Origin of the sequence: Natrialba chahannaoensis JCM 10990 (genome assembly GCF_000337135.1) — an archaeon.
In the GTDB taxonomy this organism is placed as follows: domain Archaea; phylum Halobacteriota; class Halobacteria; order Halobacteriales; family Natrialbaceae; genus Natrialba; species Natrialba chahannaoensis.
The window spans coordinates 73,280-89,515 of sequence record NZ_AOIN01000046.1 but is presented as its reverse complement, the minus strand read 5'-3'; the positions used below and the strand labels follow the sequence as shown (position 1 = coordinate 89,515).

Here is a 16,236-nt window from a genome sequence, read left to right as displayed (position 1 = left end):
ATCTGTGAACATCACGCGAGTTGGACAGAGTGTGTCCGTATGGTGACACCCCTGCGACCGGTCCACTCAGCCCATGGAAAGAACAACCGACAAACGGTGACTTATGGTCTCCCGACGCAAGGACCGAGCATGAGCAGCGACGAGTTCGACTACGGCAAAGACGAGCGCCTCCGGAGCCGCGAGGTCACCGAAGGGGCGGAGAAGGCACCCCACCGAGCGATGTTCCGCGCGATGGGCTTCGACGACGAGGACCTCTCCTCACCGATGATCGGCGTGCCGAACCCGGCGGCCGACATCACTCCCTGTAACGTTCACCTCGACGATGTCGCCGAGTCCGCACTCGAGGGCGCGGACGAAGCCGGCGGGATGCCGATCGAGTTCGGGACGATCACCATCTCGGACGCGATTTCGATGGGAACCGAGGGGATGAAGGCCTCGCTCATCTCGCGGGAACTCATCGCTGACAGCGTCGAACTCGTGACGTTCGGCGAGCGGATCGACGGTCTCGTCACCGTCGCGGGCTGTGACAAGAACCTGCCCGGGATGATGATGGCCGCGATCCGGACGGATCTCCCCTCGGTCTTCCTCTACGGCGGTTCGATCATGCCGGGCCAGCACGAGGGTCGGGACGTGACCATCGTCAGCGTCTTCGAGGGCGTCGGCGCGTACGGCACCGGCGAGATGGACGCCGAGGAACTCGACGACTTAGAGCGCAGCGCCTGCCCCGGTGCGGGCTCCTGTGGCGGCATGTTCACTGCGAACACGATGGCCTCCATCTCCGAAGCGCTCGGCCTCGCACCGCTTGGCAGTGCGTCTCCGCCCGCAGAAGACGAGGAACGCTACGAGGTCGCCCGCCGCGCCGGTGAACTCGCCGTTGAAGTCGTCGAGGAGAATCGGCGTCCCTCCGACATCCTCACCCGCAAGTCCTTCGAGAACGCCATCGCACTCCAGACCGCGATCGGCGGCTCGACCAACGGCGTGCTTCACCTGCTCGCACTCGCCCGCGAGGCCGGCGTCGACCTCGAGATTGAGGACTTCGACGAAATCTCCCGGCGCACGCCGAAGATCGCAGACCTCGCGCCCGGCGGCGACCGTGTCATGAACGACCTCCACGAGATCGGCGGCGTCCCGATCGTCATCCGTCGCCTACTCGAGTCCGATCTCTATCACGGCGATGCGATGACCGTCACTGGCCGGACTGTGGCAGAGGAACTTGAGCGTCTCGATCTGCCAGCAGACGACGAACTCGAGGCGGACTTCCTCTACACCGTCGACGACCCCAAGGAAGACGAGGGCGCGATCAAGATTCTCTCTGGCAACCTCGCACGCGACGGCGCGGTGCTCAAGGTCACTGGTGACGACGAGTTCTATCATCAGGGACCGGCCCGTGTCTTCGAGGACGAGGAAGCTGCCATGCAGTACGTTCAGGAGGGTCACATCGAGAGCGGCGATGTAATTGTCATCCGTAACGAAGGCCCGAAGGGTGGCCCTGGGATGCGCGAGATGCTCGGTGTCACCGCCGCGGTCGTCGGTGCGGGACACGAGGACGACGTGGCGCTCATCACGGACGGCCGCTTCTCCGGTGGCACCCGCGGACCGATGATCGGCCACGTTGCCCCCGAGGCGTTCGTCGGCGGCCCCATTGGACTCCTGGAGGATGGCGACGAGATCACGGTCGATATTCCAGAACGGGACCTCAAGGTCGACCTCGACGACGCCGAACTCGCTGCCCGCCGCGAAGAGTGGGATCAGCCTGCGCCGACGTACGATAGTGGCGTGCTGGCGAAGTACGGCCGCGACTTCGACTCCGCGTCGAACGGCGCGGTGACGAACCCTGGCGTCACTCGCGATTCCGAGTCAGGCGGCTACTGATCGGGGCACCGACCCTCTCGTTCACGCCTTCTATTTCCTGCACGAGACTTTCTTAGTGGTACAACGGACGACGATGTAGATGCACAAGTACTGTCTGGAGTGTGAGTGGCAGTGCAGTACCTCTGACGGACGGACCGAAGCCGAGGTTTCGAAGCAGGCGATCGAGCACTTCGTCAAAACTGGTCACACAGTTGATTCGCTTCGGTTACCGCCACCGACTGTTCGACTCAACTGAGTTCGACTCACACTTTCCTGTGACTCAACGATCAGTTGCGAACTACGTACACTAAGGAGCGGTCACTCCGTGGTTGCAACGACCTCCAGCAACCGAAAATGGTGTGTTCTCGTCGTAAACGACCACGGGTCGGTGAGCCGTGGAACTATCTGCGCTCGCGTTAGAACGGCGGCGAGTTCGAAATCGCGGTATCGAACTGCTCGATCGGGCGAACACCGAGACCGTGGAAATCAGGCGTTCGTGGGCCCTCTTCCTCGTCGTCCTGAGCGAGTTCGACGTGCTCGTCGTCGAACTCCGAAATTGGGAACGGCTCGAGAACGTCGACGTGTTCGCGGTCCTCGACGCTGATAACCGAGACGCCAGGCGTCACACCGGTTGCAGCGTGTGGGTCGCCAGAGAGCGGAGCGGGACCGCGAAGGCTGACGAACATGTACTCGCCGTCGGGCGAGGTCCACATAATGTCCGGTGCGTCACTCTCTCCAGGATCGTCGTCCTGAGCGGGACCGTAGGCGTCGATCGTCTCTTTAACCTCGTCGGTCTCGGGATCGACGATGACACCGTCGTTGGTCTCGCGGTTCAGCACCCACAGCTCCTCGCCATCCGGCGTGAACCAGAAGCCGTGTGCGTCGATTCCCTCGGTCGACTCGCCATCGACGATAACCTCGTCCTCGGCGGTGTCGTAGACGTAGTAGTCACCGACACCGTCGCTGTCGCTCGATGGCAGGCCAGCAGTGAGATAGAACTTCTCCTCGGTCGGGTGTGGCATCGTGCCACAGTTCGTCGGCAGCGTGTCACCGGAAATCGCCCTATCGACGGTGAACTCCTCGTGGTCGACGATTACGAGCGCTCCGTCGTGGTAGCTCGGTCCGAGCGTGTGCAGCGAGCGCCCGTCGTGGGCGTACTGGTGACAGATCGGCGAACCGCTCTCGATACCGGCGTCCTGTACGATGTCGTCCTCCAGGACGACGATCTCGTCGACGACCTCGAACTCTTCGCTGTCGAGGTCGGATTCGACGCGAACGATCGCACCCTCGCCAATCGCGTCGACGTGGATGTACTCGTCTGCGGGAGAGAACGCAGCCATGTGCGATCCCTCGCCGGTGTCGATGTCGGCGACGAGTTCGTGGTCCTCGGTTCGGAAGACGAGCGTCCGCGCGCCGGCCGTACAGGCGATGGCGGCGTACTCGTAGTCCGAACTGAAGTCGATCATGTGCGGAACGATGCCCTCCTCCGGGAGGCCTTCGAGTTCGTTCAGGTTGATGTGGTTCGTCAGTGCGAACTCGTCGTCACCCTCCGGGGCTGGTTCGTACGTGAAGATGTCGTCGCGGCCCTGGTCGAGTGCCCAGAGTTCGTAGGAGCCGTCTCCTTCCCCGAGTTCGGCGTCGACAGTGTAGTCGAACGCCGCGGCCTCCCCGTTTTCGTCGCCGTTCTCGTCACCGTTGCCATCCCCGTCACTGGCACAACCGGCGACTGCAACGATTCCTGCAGTCGCACTGCCCGCCAGAAACGTCCTGCGAGTTGGATCGGTCTGCATAGTCGTTTCGTGTGTACTCCACATTCAAAAACTTGCGGATTCAGGGCCTCTACCCGGCAATTATGGCTGTTTTGGGTAGATAGGGGAAAGAATTGACGGGGCTTCGAGCAGGTACGTTTGGGGTCGCTCGCATTCGAGCGTCAAACCACTGCTCGCTTGCAGCTTCGTCGTCGACAACGGCAACTATTGCACGTGTCTGAGTCAGACTGTTTTCTCACTCCGAGTGAGGGTTGTGCCAGCACACGGAGCCGAGTCAACGTGAGGCCAGACAGATTTGATCCAGAGGTCTACGGTTGCCCGCGTCGTTCAAGAATTTGGTCGATTATCAATCGGGTCGACAGCAATTCGTCCTCGCGTGCCGACTCGCAACCGCTTGCACGCTCAACAACACAGTCGATCCCACGCCGCGCCAGTTCGTCCTCGATGGCCCCTCCGTCGTGGTGCTGGTCGTGGCCAAGCGCGATCACGTCCGGGTCAATCCGTTCAATGGGTGCGAAGATATCCTCCTCGTGGCCGAGAATGGCTTCGTCGACGACTTCGAGCGCGTCGACGACATCCCGTCGCTGTGAGGCCGAACAGATGGGCGCTTCCTTGTGATCAACATTCGACTTGCGAGCGACGATCACGTACAGTTCGTCGCCCATCGTGGCAGCCTCCTCGAGATAGTGAACGTGGCCAGGGTGTAACAGATCAAAGGTTCCCTGGGCGATCACCGTTCGTGGGTTGTCGTTCGTCATAGATTCGTCCTCAGTTCCGTCCTCGAAATCGAGGGTCGTCGCGGTTGTCGCTGGCGCTTCGTGCTCGTCTGCTGGATCATCGTATGGATACCAGTGTCGGTCTCACGTTCGGGTTCGGTGTCTGTGTCTGTGTCTGTGTCTGTGTCTGTCTCAATGTCCATCTCACGCTCACACAGTTCGCCATCTCAGTACAGTTCCTCGTCGATATCCGCTTGCGTGAAATCGAAGAAGTCCTCGCTCTCGGGCAGGTCAACGTCGATCACGTTCAGGGTCGTCCGCTTGCCCTGTGAGTCGAACGCCTTCCAGTCGCTCTGTCGGTACGGTGCGCCGATAATGATGTGCACGCTCCCCCGCCCGAACGTCTCCAGATCCGCGCTGCTCGGTCTGATCACGCCGTTCGGATGGGAGTGAACGCTGCCGAGTGCCTTCACGTCGTTCGGAATCTGGCTCGTCTTGACCGTCGCGCTCACGCTGTTTGCCTCCGTCCCCGGCACCACCAGCACGTCCGTGATGACGAGGCCGTCTTGCTCAAGTCCCAGCTGCGTCGCCTCGGTGCCTCGTAGAAAGCCCATGTACTCGTTGGGATGAGAGGCCTCCGAGGATTCGATCGCGAACTCGAGTGTCTCCTCGGCGATGCCGAGGATTTCGTTCGAGCGAAACAGCGCGTCGAGCAGCCCCATACACCATCATCGGAGGGTGCGGTTGCTAAACGTTCCGATGGTCGCGTGGCGATGGTGTGCTCACCGTGTTTCAGCGGCCCAACCCCGTCTTTCCCCGCACCAACGGAGTCGTCACTCCAGCACCACCGCTACTGCCCGCAGTTTTCGGATCGACGGCTGTCATCCCTTCTTGACAAGGGTTATACGCCGTCATCACTAACCGAACACTCATAGATGACACGTGAGTCCGCCGGGGTCCCCGGCGAAGACGACGGGGATTCCGTCGTCTACGATCTCGATGCAGATTGTACCGCAGAGGATGTCGAGCAGAACCAACCTTACCTCGCTGAAATTAACGGTATCGTCGACTATGGCGTCTTCGTCGATCTCTCCGAATCCGTCTCGGGACTCGTTCACGAGTCCGTTCTCGAAGGCACCTTCGCCGTCGGCGACGAGCTCGTCGTCGAACTCGAAACCGTTCGCGACAACGGCGATATGGCGTTCGAGCCAGCCGGGATCGAACTTGATGACAGTGACACCACGATTGAATCTGTCACCCACGATTATACCCTGACCGGCACCGACCGTCTCAAGGGTACCATCGGCGAACAGGTCCACCTCGAAGGCGAGGTCGTACAGGTCAAACAGACCGGCGGCCCAACGATCTTCCACATCACCGACGAATCCGGCGTCGTCCCCTGTGCCGCCTTCGAAGAGGCTGGCGTCCGCGCGTACCCATCCGTCGAGGTCGGCGACATCGTCCGCGTCACCGGCACGCCCGAACACCGCGAGGGTTCCGTCCAGATCGAAGTCGACGGGCTCTCGAAACTCGACGGCGAGACCGCTGACGAAGCCCGCGAGCGACTCGAGAGCGCACTCGAAGCGCGCGCCGAACCACACGACGTTGAGCCACTGATCGACTGGCCCGCGTTCGAAAAGCTGCGTGAGGACCTGCGGGAGGTCGCCACCCTGTTGCGCCGGACGGTACTCGAGGGCCGCCCGATTCGCGTTCGCCACCACGCGGACGGCGACGGGATGTGTGCCGCAGTGCCGGTCCAGATCGCACTCGAGCGCTTCATCGCTGAGGTGCACGAGGACGACAACGCGCCACAGCACCTCATCAAGCGCCTGCCCGCCAAGGCCCCGTTCTACGAGATGGAGGACGCGACGCGCGACCTGAACTTCGCACTCGAGGACCGCGAGAAACACGGCCAGCAGCTTCCCCTCTTGCTCATGCTGGACAACGGCTCGACGGCCGAGGACGTGCCTGCCTACGAGACGCTGGCACACTACGACATCCCGATTGTCGCGGTGGATCACCACCACCCTGACCCGGACGCTGTCGGTGGCTTGCTCGACGCCCACGTCAATCCGTACCTCCACGACGAGGACTACCGAATCACGACGGGGATGCTCTGTGTCGAACTCGCGCGGATGATCTTCCCGGAGATCACGGACGAACTCCGCCACGTCCCCGCCGTCGCCGGCATTTCGGACCGCTCGAAGGCCGACGCGATGGACGACTACATCGACCTCGCCCTTGAGGAAGGCTACGACGAGGATCGACTGCAGGACGTGAGTGAGGCGTTAGACTACGCGGCCTTCTGGCTGCGCTACAACTCCGGCGACCAGCTCATTCAGGACCTGCTCCAAATCGACAGCGACGAGGAGGAGCGCCACCGCGACCTCGTCTCGTTCTTCGCCGACCGTGCCGGCGAGGAGGTCGACGAGCAACTCGACGCCGCGATGGCCCACCTCGAACACGAGGACCTGGACAATGGCGCTCATCTCTATCGAATCGACGTCGAGAACTACGCCCATCGCTTTACCTACCCCGCACCGGGCAAAACGACCGGCGAGATCCACGACCGGAAAATCGAAGAGACCGGCGACCCCGTTATCACGGTCGGCTACGGCCCTGACTTCGCCGTGCTCCGCTCCGACGGCGTTCGCCTCGACATCCCGCAGATGGTCTCCGAACTCGAGGAGGAGGTGCCGGGCGGTGGCGTCTCCGGCGGCGGCCACCTTGTCGTCGGCTCGATCAAGTTCGTGAAGGGCAAGCGCGAGGAAGTCATCGACGCCCTGGTCGACAAGATGGAAGAGGCCGAGATTGACGAGGCGCTCTCGAGTGCAGCGCCGATCGACGACTGACTGAGCGGGTACAGCGGTCGCGCTACTCGAGAGCAGCCGAGACAGCGGTTGGTACTATTCCTGTGCCGTTTCGTCGTTCCGACAGTTGCACAGTCACACCTGACACAGAGATGTCAGTCGTTTTGATAGGGGAGGAATTTGTGGATGATAGCGTCAGTGCTGTGTTGGCAGCGAGGACGGCAGGATCCACGTCCCGCGGACGAGCCACACGACGGCGATTACCGACGAGATGATGTAAGACAGCGCAATCGCATACCACACGCCAGTGATACCCGCTCCGAACCAGGCGAGTGCTGCGTAACTCAACGGGATGCGGAACACGAACAGTTCTAGCGTGGCCAGTAGCATTGCGAGTGTCGTGTTTCCGCTTCCGCGAAACGCGCCAAGAGTGACCTGAAACACGGCGAAGAAGACCAGTGCTGGTCCGACGATACGGACAAAGGAGGCACCGTTCTCTCTAATTGCATCAGCAGCCACGGCACCACCTTCGACGCCCAGGAACACGCTCACGATGGATTCGGCGAACGGGTAGGCAGCGGCGACGATGCAGACGAACAGGACGCCAGCCATTCCCGCAGAGAGGTATACCGCGTGTTTGGCACGGAGTTGCTGGCCGGCACCAAGATTCTGTCCGACGGTCGTCTCTACCCCGCGCGCAAGGCCGAGCGAGATGACGAACAGGATTCCGACGAGGTACTCAGAGATACCGTACGCCGCGACGGCAGCGTCTCCTTCGATCGCAAGAACTGCCGTCAGGATCGCGACACCGCCTGCGCGAGCACCCATCTCGACTGCGGTAGGAGATGCGATCGTGACGATCTCGACGAGTGTCGAACGACGTGGTCGCAGAGACGCCAGTGTCAGCTCGAATCCGATTCGGCCGGAGAAGAGGATATACAAGCCGAGTGCAGCGGCAATCGATCGGGCAAAGATCGTTGCGATTGCAGCACCCTCGATGCCGTAGCCGGCGAACCCGGTCCAGGCGTACAGCGAGTGCTCAAGCGAGTGGAGTCCGGCCCACTCGAAGAGCGGATTCGCCGAGAATCCGTGAATCACGAACGGATCGATGAGGATGTTGACGAACGCGCTGACCCCCATCAGTTTGAGCGGGGTTTTCGTATCTCCCCATCCGCGAGAGAGTGCGTTGAAGACGAAGAACCAGAACATGGGGACCAGACCGAGGAACGTGATGCGCGTGTATCCGACGGCCTGGATGTATGGCTCCGTACCGGGAGTTGCACCGACGAGCGTGAGCAACCACGGTGTGAGGATGTATCCAATGATCGCGAGCACGAGAGAAAGGGCCGTTACGAACGAGATGGTTCCCCCGGCTACTGATTGAATCGCGCGTAATCGACCTCCACCTTTGTGCCGTGCAACGAGGACTGTCCCCGCCGTTACCACCCCGAGTCCGATACTCATTCCGAGGTAGACGATCGGCCACGAGTAGGACATCGCTGTCACCGCATTGGTTCCGAGATGACCAATCCAGTAGAGGTCAACCAGGAAGTAGACGATATCGAGCCCCTCTGCGAGAACGATCGGTGCCGAGAGGACTAACAGCGGCTTGAACAACTGGCCATCGGTTACGTTAATCGATTGACTCTGTGAGGGAGTACCCGTTGTCGTGAGATCTTGTGAGATGGGTTCATTCGTCGTTGATTCGTCCATCGGGTATACCTGAACGGAGGGGACGGACGCAGATCACTGGAGACCCACATAGTCCGGCTTTTAAATAGGGTTGTCTGAAAGATAGTGTTCAAGAACGTGGGCCTGACCACGGTGGAGTCGTTCGGCAAGCGCTGATCGGGAGATATCGAGCGAGTCAGCAACGTCCCTGAGCGATGCCTGTCGAGGGACATCGAAGTAGCCCGCCTCATAGGCTGCACGAAGTGCTTCGTGTTGCTTCTCGGAGACACCAGGGATACGATCGTCGTCGCCGCTCGACTCGTATAGCCGGTCGAGTCGGAAATCGATACCCATCTTCCGGCAACTATCACGATAGGCGGCGAGTTCGTCACGATCGGCGAACTGCTGTTTGAGATGTTCCCCGTCGCTCGTCACCCACCATCGTTCGACAAGCGTCTTGTTGAATAGCAGTTCATCCATCTCCTCGGGATACCGATCCTCAAAAACCGTGTGATAGACACGCACCGAATTTTCGTCGCTGATGGTCGTGAATTCCAGAACCGCGGGTTCATTTTCGAGGGCTGCCTCGAACGTCTCGAACGATCGACAAACAGCGCGGAGAACGAACACGATCGGTCCGGCGGCGGTCTGCTCGTCGTGTTCGACGGTGAGCGTACACTCCGGTACCGCACGGGCGAGTTGAATCAACGGGTCGGATTCTGAGAATAGCCGAAATTCAGCAGTCAGCCCCATGTATACTGCATGTGCGCCCACTAACTAACAGTCTTGTACTCGATCGTCACTGAGCGTTGACTAGCCGATTGTAACTGCTCTCTCGGTTTTGGCGTGCAACACAAAACAACCTGCGGGCGTTTTGCAGACGAAAATCGCAGCCTCACCCGTGACACGATTTGAAAGATGGTCGGGTGTCGATACGAGTACTGTGAGACGACGAGTTAGTCCGAACCGTGACGTGGCGTGAACCCACAGTCCGTACACTCAAAGGAGTCGTATCGGACGGCGAGGTCGCCCGCACACGCTGGACAGCGGTACGTCGTTTCGGTTGCGTTTTGACTGATAGCCATGTCTACAGCCGGGTGGTCGAGGCCAATAAGCGCACCTATTATCCAGATCTAAGAATAAGTTGACATTATAAGACATACGATAGTCACTCCCACCCGTTTCTTGGTCAAAGTGGAACGACACGCCAACAGTACTACTCGAAACAGCAAACACAAACGAACGTGTGACCTGTGAACGATCGAAGAGCGACAGCCGTCAGAACTGGTACCGGCGCTCGTCGTCCATCGTCGGATACTGATTCGCACCCGTCATCTCGTCGAACGTCATTCCCGTGAGGTACTCGTCGTAGGTTACGTCAAAGCCCGAGCGCAGATGGAAGTCCATCGTCCCCGTCTCAACGGTCGACTGAAAGAGCATGTGGATTGCCCGTCGGACGAGTTCGTCTGTCTCCTCCGGCTCGAGTGCCGTCTCAAGCATGGCGAGTTCGTTTCGCGTCTCGCGATCGAGCGAAACGGTGAGTTCCTCACCAACATCGCTGTACGATTCCTGCATCTCCTCTGAGAGTTCGTCGAGACTCATAGCGGGGTGGAAGCGTGCCTGCTGGAAAGTCCTTTCGTGGTTTCGCTGTGGGTGTGGGTGATACGATAGAACACAGCCAGGACAGAATACAGGCAAGACAAAACACAGGCGAGGTAGAACAGACGTGGAGACGAGATGGTGCGCTCACCTGCGATAGATCCGAGTTCCGTCACGACTCTAACTGCGCCACGACCGCATCGTGAACCCGCTCGAGTACAACTGGATTGTCGCTTGGCCGGCCCACACTCACGGCATCCGCACCGTACTCGACGTACTCCCGCACTGTCTCCGCGTCTCGAACGCCGTTGTTCGCAATCACAAAGAGATCCGTTGCGTCCGCAATCTCGGCGATAACCGACTCCGTATCCATCGCGTCGACGTGGACGAACGACGCGCCGGCGGACTCGAGTACCCCAGCTAGCGCGGGCAACTCGACACCGGGAACCTCAGCGCGAACCTTCACACCGATGGTTGTGCCGGTGTCAGCCGCTGTTTCGACGTAGCTCGCAAGGCGTTCGCTGTCGGCCAACAGCGTCTCGCCGCAGCCGACCGCGCACAACTCGTCTTGCCGACAGTGGGCGTTAATCTCGAGAAAGGCATCGTGGTCGTCACAGAGTCGGGCCGCCTCGCGAATCGGCTCTTGGGTCGCGCTGCGGACGTTGACCGCTGGCTGAATTGAGGTGGACTCGAGTTCGAGTGCCTGAAGCTGGCGATCCACGAACGCAAGGGGATCGTCGGGCAGGAACTCAGTTCGGTCGCGGGCGACGAGTTCGCGCGCGGCGGCTCTCGACCGGTCGTCGATGGCGATCCCGCCGAGAAAGGCACAACCGGCGTAGTCGGCACCGGCGCGAGCCCACTCGGCGTCAGATTCGCCGCTCAAACTGGCGAGGGCGATCGGTGGGGAAAACATCCTAATTGACGATATCGATTGCTTCGGCGATAGCGCGGATAACTCGTTCGGCATCGGCCTCGTCGTCGATCCGGATATCCGTCTGGATCGTCGGCCGGTCGAACTCCGCGTCATCGTTCGTATCGATGACGTAGGCGTCTGCGAACGGGTAGGCGGCTGCGAGCCCCTCGGTGCTCGGCTCGGCGTTGACTGCTTCCATCAAATCGCCCGCAGGGCCAGAGAACGCCTCGTCCCCGAGGAACGGCGAGACGGCGACGACAGTCGTCTGGGCGAGCGCGTCCGCGAATCCCGGCAGCGCGAGCATCGGGCCGATACTGGTGACCGGATTCGAGGGGCCGATAACGACGGTGTCCTCGAGTGCCTCGAGCACACCGGGAGCCGGCTGTGCCATGGACGACCCGCGGAATTCGACGGTTTCGACGGTTGGTTCGCCGCGGTGGCCGACCCAGTACTCCTGGAAGTGCATCATTCCCTCCGGTGTGTGAATCAGGCTCGCGACGGGGTCGTCGCTCATTGGGAGGAGGTCGACCGAGAGCCCAAACGCGTCGGCGAGTTTGGCAGTCGCCTCGCTTAGCGTATCGCCCTGATCGAGGAGGCTAGTTCGCGTGAGGTGGACCGCCCGATCCCGGTCACCGATCGTCATGAACTCGGCGACACCCGAAAAGCGACGCCAGTTGGCGAGGTCGCGGCTGGCGGTCTGTTTCTCCGCGGGGAGGTACTGTGGCCCCTCGGGGAGATCAGCCGCTGCCGCGATGTCCATCAGCGCCGAGTTCGTTCGGTGTGTGTCGCCTGCGATGCCCCACCACGTGTCGCGATCGAGGATCCCACCACCCTGAAAGAGTACCGTATCGACATCCGGCGAGACGAACAGTCCGCCGAGTTCGATATCGTCGCCCGTGTTGGCGACGATCGTGGTCTCCTCCGGTGAGAACGCGGCACCAGCACCATCAAGCAACTTCGGCGTTCCGGTGCCCCCGGAGAGGAAGGTAACCATATTCCAGACTCTTGCCTGTGAATACTTAATCACTTGTGGCCCAGAGAATGGTACCACACCTCACGATTATTCAACCGCCGGTGGCGAATACTTGTGGACCTCGCCGCCCGTTTCCGATTCAGCCCTCGCGGCCTATTGCCGGTTCCAGGCAGCGCCGTCCGTTACTGATTCCAAGCTGCGTCGTCCGGATCGACCAGTCGCTCACCTGCGTCGAGGTCGGCGATTCGGTCGCGGTCGTCGTCGGTCAACTCGATCTCGTGCGCTTCGTAGTTCTCGTGGATGTGCTCGCCCGTCCCCTTCGGAATCGGGACAACACCCTCGCGGTCGTACTGCCACGCCAGCGCGACCTGGATCGGCGTCGCGTCGTGGTTGTCGGCAATCTCCTGCAGAACGTCGATTTCCGCGACTTCAGCCTTGGCAATTGGACAGTACGCGACCGTCTGGACGTCGTGCTCGCGGCCGAGCGAAACGAGTTCATCTTGCTGGAGTTCGGGATGGAGTTCGATCTGGTGAGCCACAATCGGTGCATCGAGCATGGAGACGGCCTCCTCGAGGAGATTCGGCGTGAAGTTACTCACGCCGACGTGGCGCGTCAGTCCCTCCTCGACAGCCTCGTCGAACGCTGGCAGCGTCTCTTCGGCGTCGTATTCACCCATTGGCCAGTGGACATACAGTAGGTCGACCGTGTCGACGCCGAGTCGGTCGAGACTCTCACGGGTGGACTCGAGTACGTCCTCCGCGGCCAGATTCGACGGGTGGACCTTCGTCGCGAGGAAGACCTCCTCGCGGTCGACGTCGGCCTGTTCGAGCGCGCGACCGACGGCTTCCTCGTTGTCGTACAGCTGCGCGGTGTCGATGTGACGGTAGCCGGACTTGAGTGCGGTGACGACGGCGTCGGTGCACGACTCCCCTTCGTGGCCGGACGTGCCGAGACCCGGCTGTGGGAGTTGTGGTGGTGACTGTGATGACATAGGACGGGCTACGGGGACACGGTACACGGGCGTGGGGGAAGCGGCAAGCGAGGACGGTGGGTATGGTCGGTCGAAGACAGCGTTGAAGTAGTCGGTGGTAGTCAGTGCGCTCAGTCGCCGATCCAGTCAGCGAAGCTTCCTTCCAGCAGCGTCTCGCGCTGGCGACGCACGTACTCTCGTTGCATGGTTTCGATCGCCGTCGCCAGATCCGCGCCGTCGTCGACCGACGAACGAACCTGGTCGTGCTTCCACCGGGCCGGTGTCAACTGTTGGCGGACCCGTCGGCGAAGCGGATAGAGATACTTCGCGGCCTGTTCGTCGGTTAACCCACGACTCGTCAGCCCGTCCTCGGCGTGGGCCAACAGGTCCTCGTAGAGCGCCAGCGTATCCGTCGTCTCCTTGCCGTTGTTGGTAATCCAGACGATGTCGGCCTCGAGGCCGTCGCGCATGGCTGCGTAGAAGTTCTTGCGGGCGGTTTGCCAGTCGAGTTCGTGGACAGGGTGTTCGAGCCGAACCAGACTCTCGAGGAGGCCGGCGAACGCCGCAAGGAACGAGACGGAGTCCCGGACGGTCGGCTGGGCGGGAATCGGCCGGAACTCGATGCGTGCGTTCGCGGCCGAGCGAGTCGGGCCGCCGAACACGGGCCGAACCCATCGCCAGTAGGTGCCGTGCTTGCGCCGGAAGTGGGGGAACTGGTCGTCGAAGCGCTCGCCGGCCTCGACGGGCATCGGAACCATCGTGTCGTCGGTGGCAATGCGGTCGACGGCCTCCTCGACAGCGTCGAGATCCTGCGGAAACCGCACCTTCCCTTCACCCGTGTTCGGGTCGTTCAGGACGGTTTCGAAGACGCTGATCCGGTGCTCCATCCACCCGTCGGCGAGCACGTCCTCGGCCGTCGCCTCGTCGTCGTAGAGGTCGGCAGGGAAGAACGGCGAGTTCACACCGAGTGCGAGCAGTGGGGCGGCGGTCCGGACGGCATAGTTGAAGTAGGTCGGCAGATCAGGCGCATGGGCCACCTGATAATGGGGCTGAATCGACGTGATCAAACTCTCGGGCATGACCGTATCGGCCTGCAACGAGACGTGCGGTGCCTCGACTCGCATGCCGGCAACGTCGGCGCGGTCCGTGTTAGCCATCGCATGATACCGCGCCGATCCGCTCATATTCGTTGCGACACGAATCGAGCGGTCGCCGCCCTCCGCAGCCTCGTCCTCCACGGTGCGCTCGACGCTGTCCGTGAGGTACGTCGTCGCGTCCTCGCCCTCCGGTGGAATCGTCCAGATACCGTCGCTCACCAGTCGCATGCGCTCTGATTCGGTCACCTTCAGCGCCGTCTGCAGACGTGCCTTGACCTCTGACTCCTGAGCCGCCAGCCCGTGGCCGTTCAGTGGCTGCGGACTCGTCGTCATCTCCGCGTTGTGCAGGCCGAGTTCCTTCTCGAAACCGATCAACTCGAGTAGCCGCCGCGGCACTCGCCGCAGCGTGCAGTCGTCGTCCTTGATCGCGTAGAACTCGTACTCGAGTCCGACGATGGCCTGTGGGTTATCGAAGATGCCGTCCTCGATTGCGTCTTTGATCACCTCGGCGTCCGCCTCGGCGTGCTCGCGGTAGCCGTCGGCGTCGACCGACAACACGTCTGTGACCCGCGCTGCGAGGTCCCCTGGTGGCATACGTCGGTGTGGGTGCGCGACTGGTTTAAATGCACGTCCTTGATTTGGCGCGTTTACACGCCCTAATATGGTAAAAATAATAAAATATATGTGAAAAAAGTCGAACGTTGAAATCGTGCCCTCCACAGAAGACAAGTCGACTCGTAGGACGTATCTGAAGCGACTATCGATCACTGGTGGTAGTGCTGTCAGTCTCGCAGGCTGCACCGAACTGCTTGCCGAAGACGACCGTAGTCGGTGGAAAGCCCAGTTGGGGACGGACGTTCGAATATTCCCGACTGTGCATGATGATCGAGTCTACGTCGGCAGCCAAGCAGGCGGCGTACACGCTTTCGAGACGGATACCGGCGAAAGAGCGTTGAGCACTGGCCCTCGGATGGACGACGAGGTCCGGGTCACACCGGCAGTAACTGACGACGGAGTGTACGTTGGAAGCACCGGCCGGAGTGGGATCCTGGATCTGGTTCACGCATTTCACCTCGACGGGAGCGAGAACTGGTCGTTTTCGCCTACTATCGGACGGCTCCCAATCTTCTCGTCACCGACGGTTGCAAACGACACCGTCTACATCGGCAGCAACGACTCGTTTGTATACGCACTCGACGCTGTCGACGGAACGGAAGAGTGGGCGTTCGAAACGGGAGACAGCGTCCAGACCTCTCCTGCAGTCGACAACGGGACAGTCTACGTCGGCAGTCGTGATGAGTCGCTATACGCCCTCAACGCTGCAGATGGGACTGAAGAGTGGGCGTTCGAAACCGAGAGCTCAATTGTCTCTGATCCGACCGTCGTCGATGGAACGATCTACGTCGTGAATTCCGACGGCGTCCTCTCCGCGGTCGATACCCACGGTGAAGAACTGTGGTCGTTCGAGACGAACGGGGGGACCAATTCAACTCCCACTGTCGCTGACGGGACAGTGTACGTCGGCAGTGGCGATGGCAACCTATATGCCGTCGATGCCAGCGACGGAACCGAGGAGTGGACGTTCGACACAGATGGACTTGTCTTCTCGCCTTCGTCCGCCGACGGAATTGTCTACGTCGGATCCGCTGATAGCTCACTATACGCAGTCGACGCAGCTGACGGAAGCGAACGCTGGTCGTACCAGACGGACGACGAGGTCGGATCAACGCCAACGATTAGTGACGAACTGGTTGTCGTCGGTAGTTTCGACGGCACGCTTCACGCACTCGAGCGATAGCCCTTCCAGAAAGCGACCTCAGTCAGCCGGTCTCAGAACCGTTTTAGCCTCCCCGGCGATAGACACCG

Annotated in this window: 14 protein-coding genes; 3 read left to right on the top strand and 11 right to left on the bottom strand. The window is 61.0% G+C overall.

All coding sequences use genetic code 11. The annotated features are described in order from the left end of the window. Positions 1-129: 129 nt before the first annotated feature. On the top strand, positions 130-1,872 hold the full coding sequence (gene ilvD, locus C482_RS07835) for a dihydroxy-acid dehydratase (protein ID WP_006166996.1): 1,743 nt from the start codon (positions 130-132) through the stop codon (positions 1,870-1,872). Between the two features lie 395 nt (positions 1,873-2,267). On the opposite strand, the gene C482_RS07830 is transcribed toward ilvD, so the two are convergent. From C482_RS07830 to C482_RS07820, 3 genes are all read right to left on the bottom strand, one after another. After that, complete coding sequence (locus C482_RS07830; RefSeq protein ID WP_006166994.1) at positions 2,268-3,641, bottom strand: YncE family protein; 1,374 nt, start codon at positions 3,639-3,641, stop codon at positions 2,268-2,270. A gap of 287 nt (positions 3,642-3,928) precedes the next feature. Then, positions 3,929-4,378: an adenylyltransferase/cytidyltransferase family protein gene (locus C482_RS07825; RefSeq protein ID WP_006166993.1), complete on the bottom strand. Its 450-nt coding sequence runs from the start codon at positions 4,376-4,378 to the stop codon at positions 3,929-3,931. Positions 4,379-4,563: 185 nt separating this feature from the next. Continuing rightward, positions 4,564-5,058 (bottom strand): Mov34/MPN/PAD-1 family protein, encoded by a 495-nt coding sequence (locus C482_RS07820; protein WP_006166992.1) that lies wholly within the window; start codon positions 5,056-5,058, stop codon positions 4,564-4,566. Between the two features lie 213 nt (positions 5,059-5,271). On the opposite strand from C482_RS07820, the gene C482_RS07815 reads away from it, so the two are divergent. After that, positions 5,272-7,188, top strand: a complete 1,917-nt coding sequence (locus tag C482_RS07815) for a DHH family phosphoesterase (RefSeq protein WP_006166991.1) — start codon at positions 5,272-5,274, stop codon at positions 7,186-7,188. A 153-nt stretch (positions 7,189-7,341) separates the two neighbouring features. Here the strand turns inward: C482_RS07815 and C482_RS07810 are convergent, their stop codons facing one another. The 8 genes from C482_RS07810 to C482_RS07780 all read right to left on the bottom strand — a co-directional run bounded on the left by C482_RS07810 (position 7,342) and on the right by C482_RS07780 (position 14,964). After that, positions 7,342-8,859 carry an MATE family efflux transporter gene (locus tag C482_RS07810; protein WP_006166990.1) on the bottom strand — a complete coding sequence of 506 codons (1,518 nt, stop codon included), beginning with the start codon at positions 8,857-8,859 and terminating at the stop codon, positions 7,342-7,344. A 60-nt stretch (positions 8,860-8,919) separates the two neighbouring features. Then, entirely contained in the window at positions 8,920-9,570 is a 651-nt protein-coding gene (locus C482_RS07805; protein ID WP_006166989.1) for a helix-turn-helix domain-containing protein, read from the bottom strand. Positions 9,571-9,773: 203 nt separating this feature from the next. Beyond that, positions 9,774-9,902: a hypothetical protein gene (locus tag C482_RS22650; protein ID WP_006166988.1), complete on the bottom strand. Its 129-nt coding sequence runs from the start codon at positions 9,900-9,902 to the stop codon at positions 9,774-9,776. Between the two features lie 193 nt (positions 9,903-10,095). Further along, positions 10,096-10,419 carry a hypothetical protein gene (locus C482_RS07800; RefSeq protein WP_006166987.1) on the bottom strand — a complete coding sequence of 108 codons (324 nt, stop codon included), beginning with the start codon at positions 10,417-10,419 and terminating at the stop codon, positions 10,096-10,098. Positions 10,420-10,588: 169 nt separating this feature from the next. After that, on the bottom strand, positions 10,589-11,329 hold the full coding sequence (locus C482_RS07795; protein WP_006166986.1) for a tRNA-dihydrouridine synthase: 741 nt from the start codon (positions 11,327-11,329) through the stop codon (positions 10,589-10,591). 1 nt (position 11,330) lies between these two features. Next, on the bottom strand, positions 11,331-12,323 hold the full coding sequence (cofD, locus tag C482_RS07790) for a 2-phospho-L-lactate transferase (protein ID WP_006166985.1): 993 nt from the start codon (positions 12,321-12,323) through the stop codon (positions 11,331-11,333). 161 nt (positions 12,324-12,484) lie between these two features. Further along, positions 12,485-13,294: an aldo/keto reductase gene (locus C482_RS07785; RefSeq protein ID WP_006166984.1), complete on the bottom strand. Its 810-nt coding sequence runs from the start codon at positions 13,292-13,294 to the stop codon at positions 12,485-12,487. 110 nt (positions 13,295-13,404) lie between these two features. After that, positions 13,405-14,964, bottom strand: a complete 1,560-nt coding sequence (locus C482_RS07780) for a hypothetical protein (protein WP_006166983.1) — start codon at positions 14,962-14,964, stop codon at positions 13,405-13,407. 115 nt (positions 14,965-15,079) lie between these two features. Here C482_RS07780 and C482_RS07775 point away from each other — a divergent pair, with 115 nt between their 5' ends. After that, on the top strand, positions 15,080-16,168 hold the full coding sequence (locus C482_RS07775; protein ID WP_394295536.1) for an outer membrane protein assembly factor BamB family protein: 1,089 nt from the start codon (positions 15,080-15,082) through the stop codon (positions 16,166-16,168). Positions 16,169-16,236: the final 68 nt, after the last annotated feature.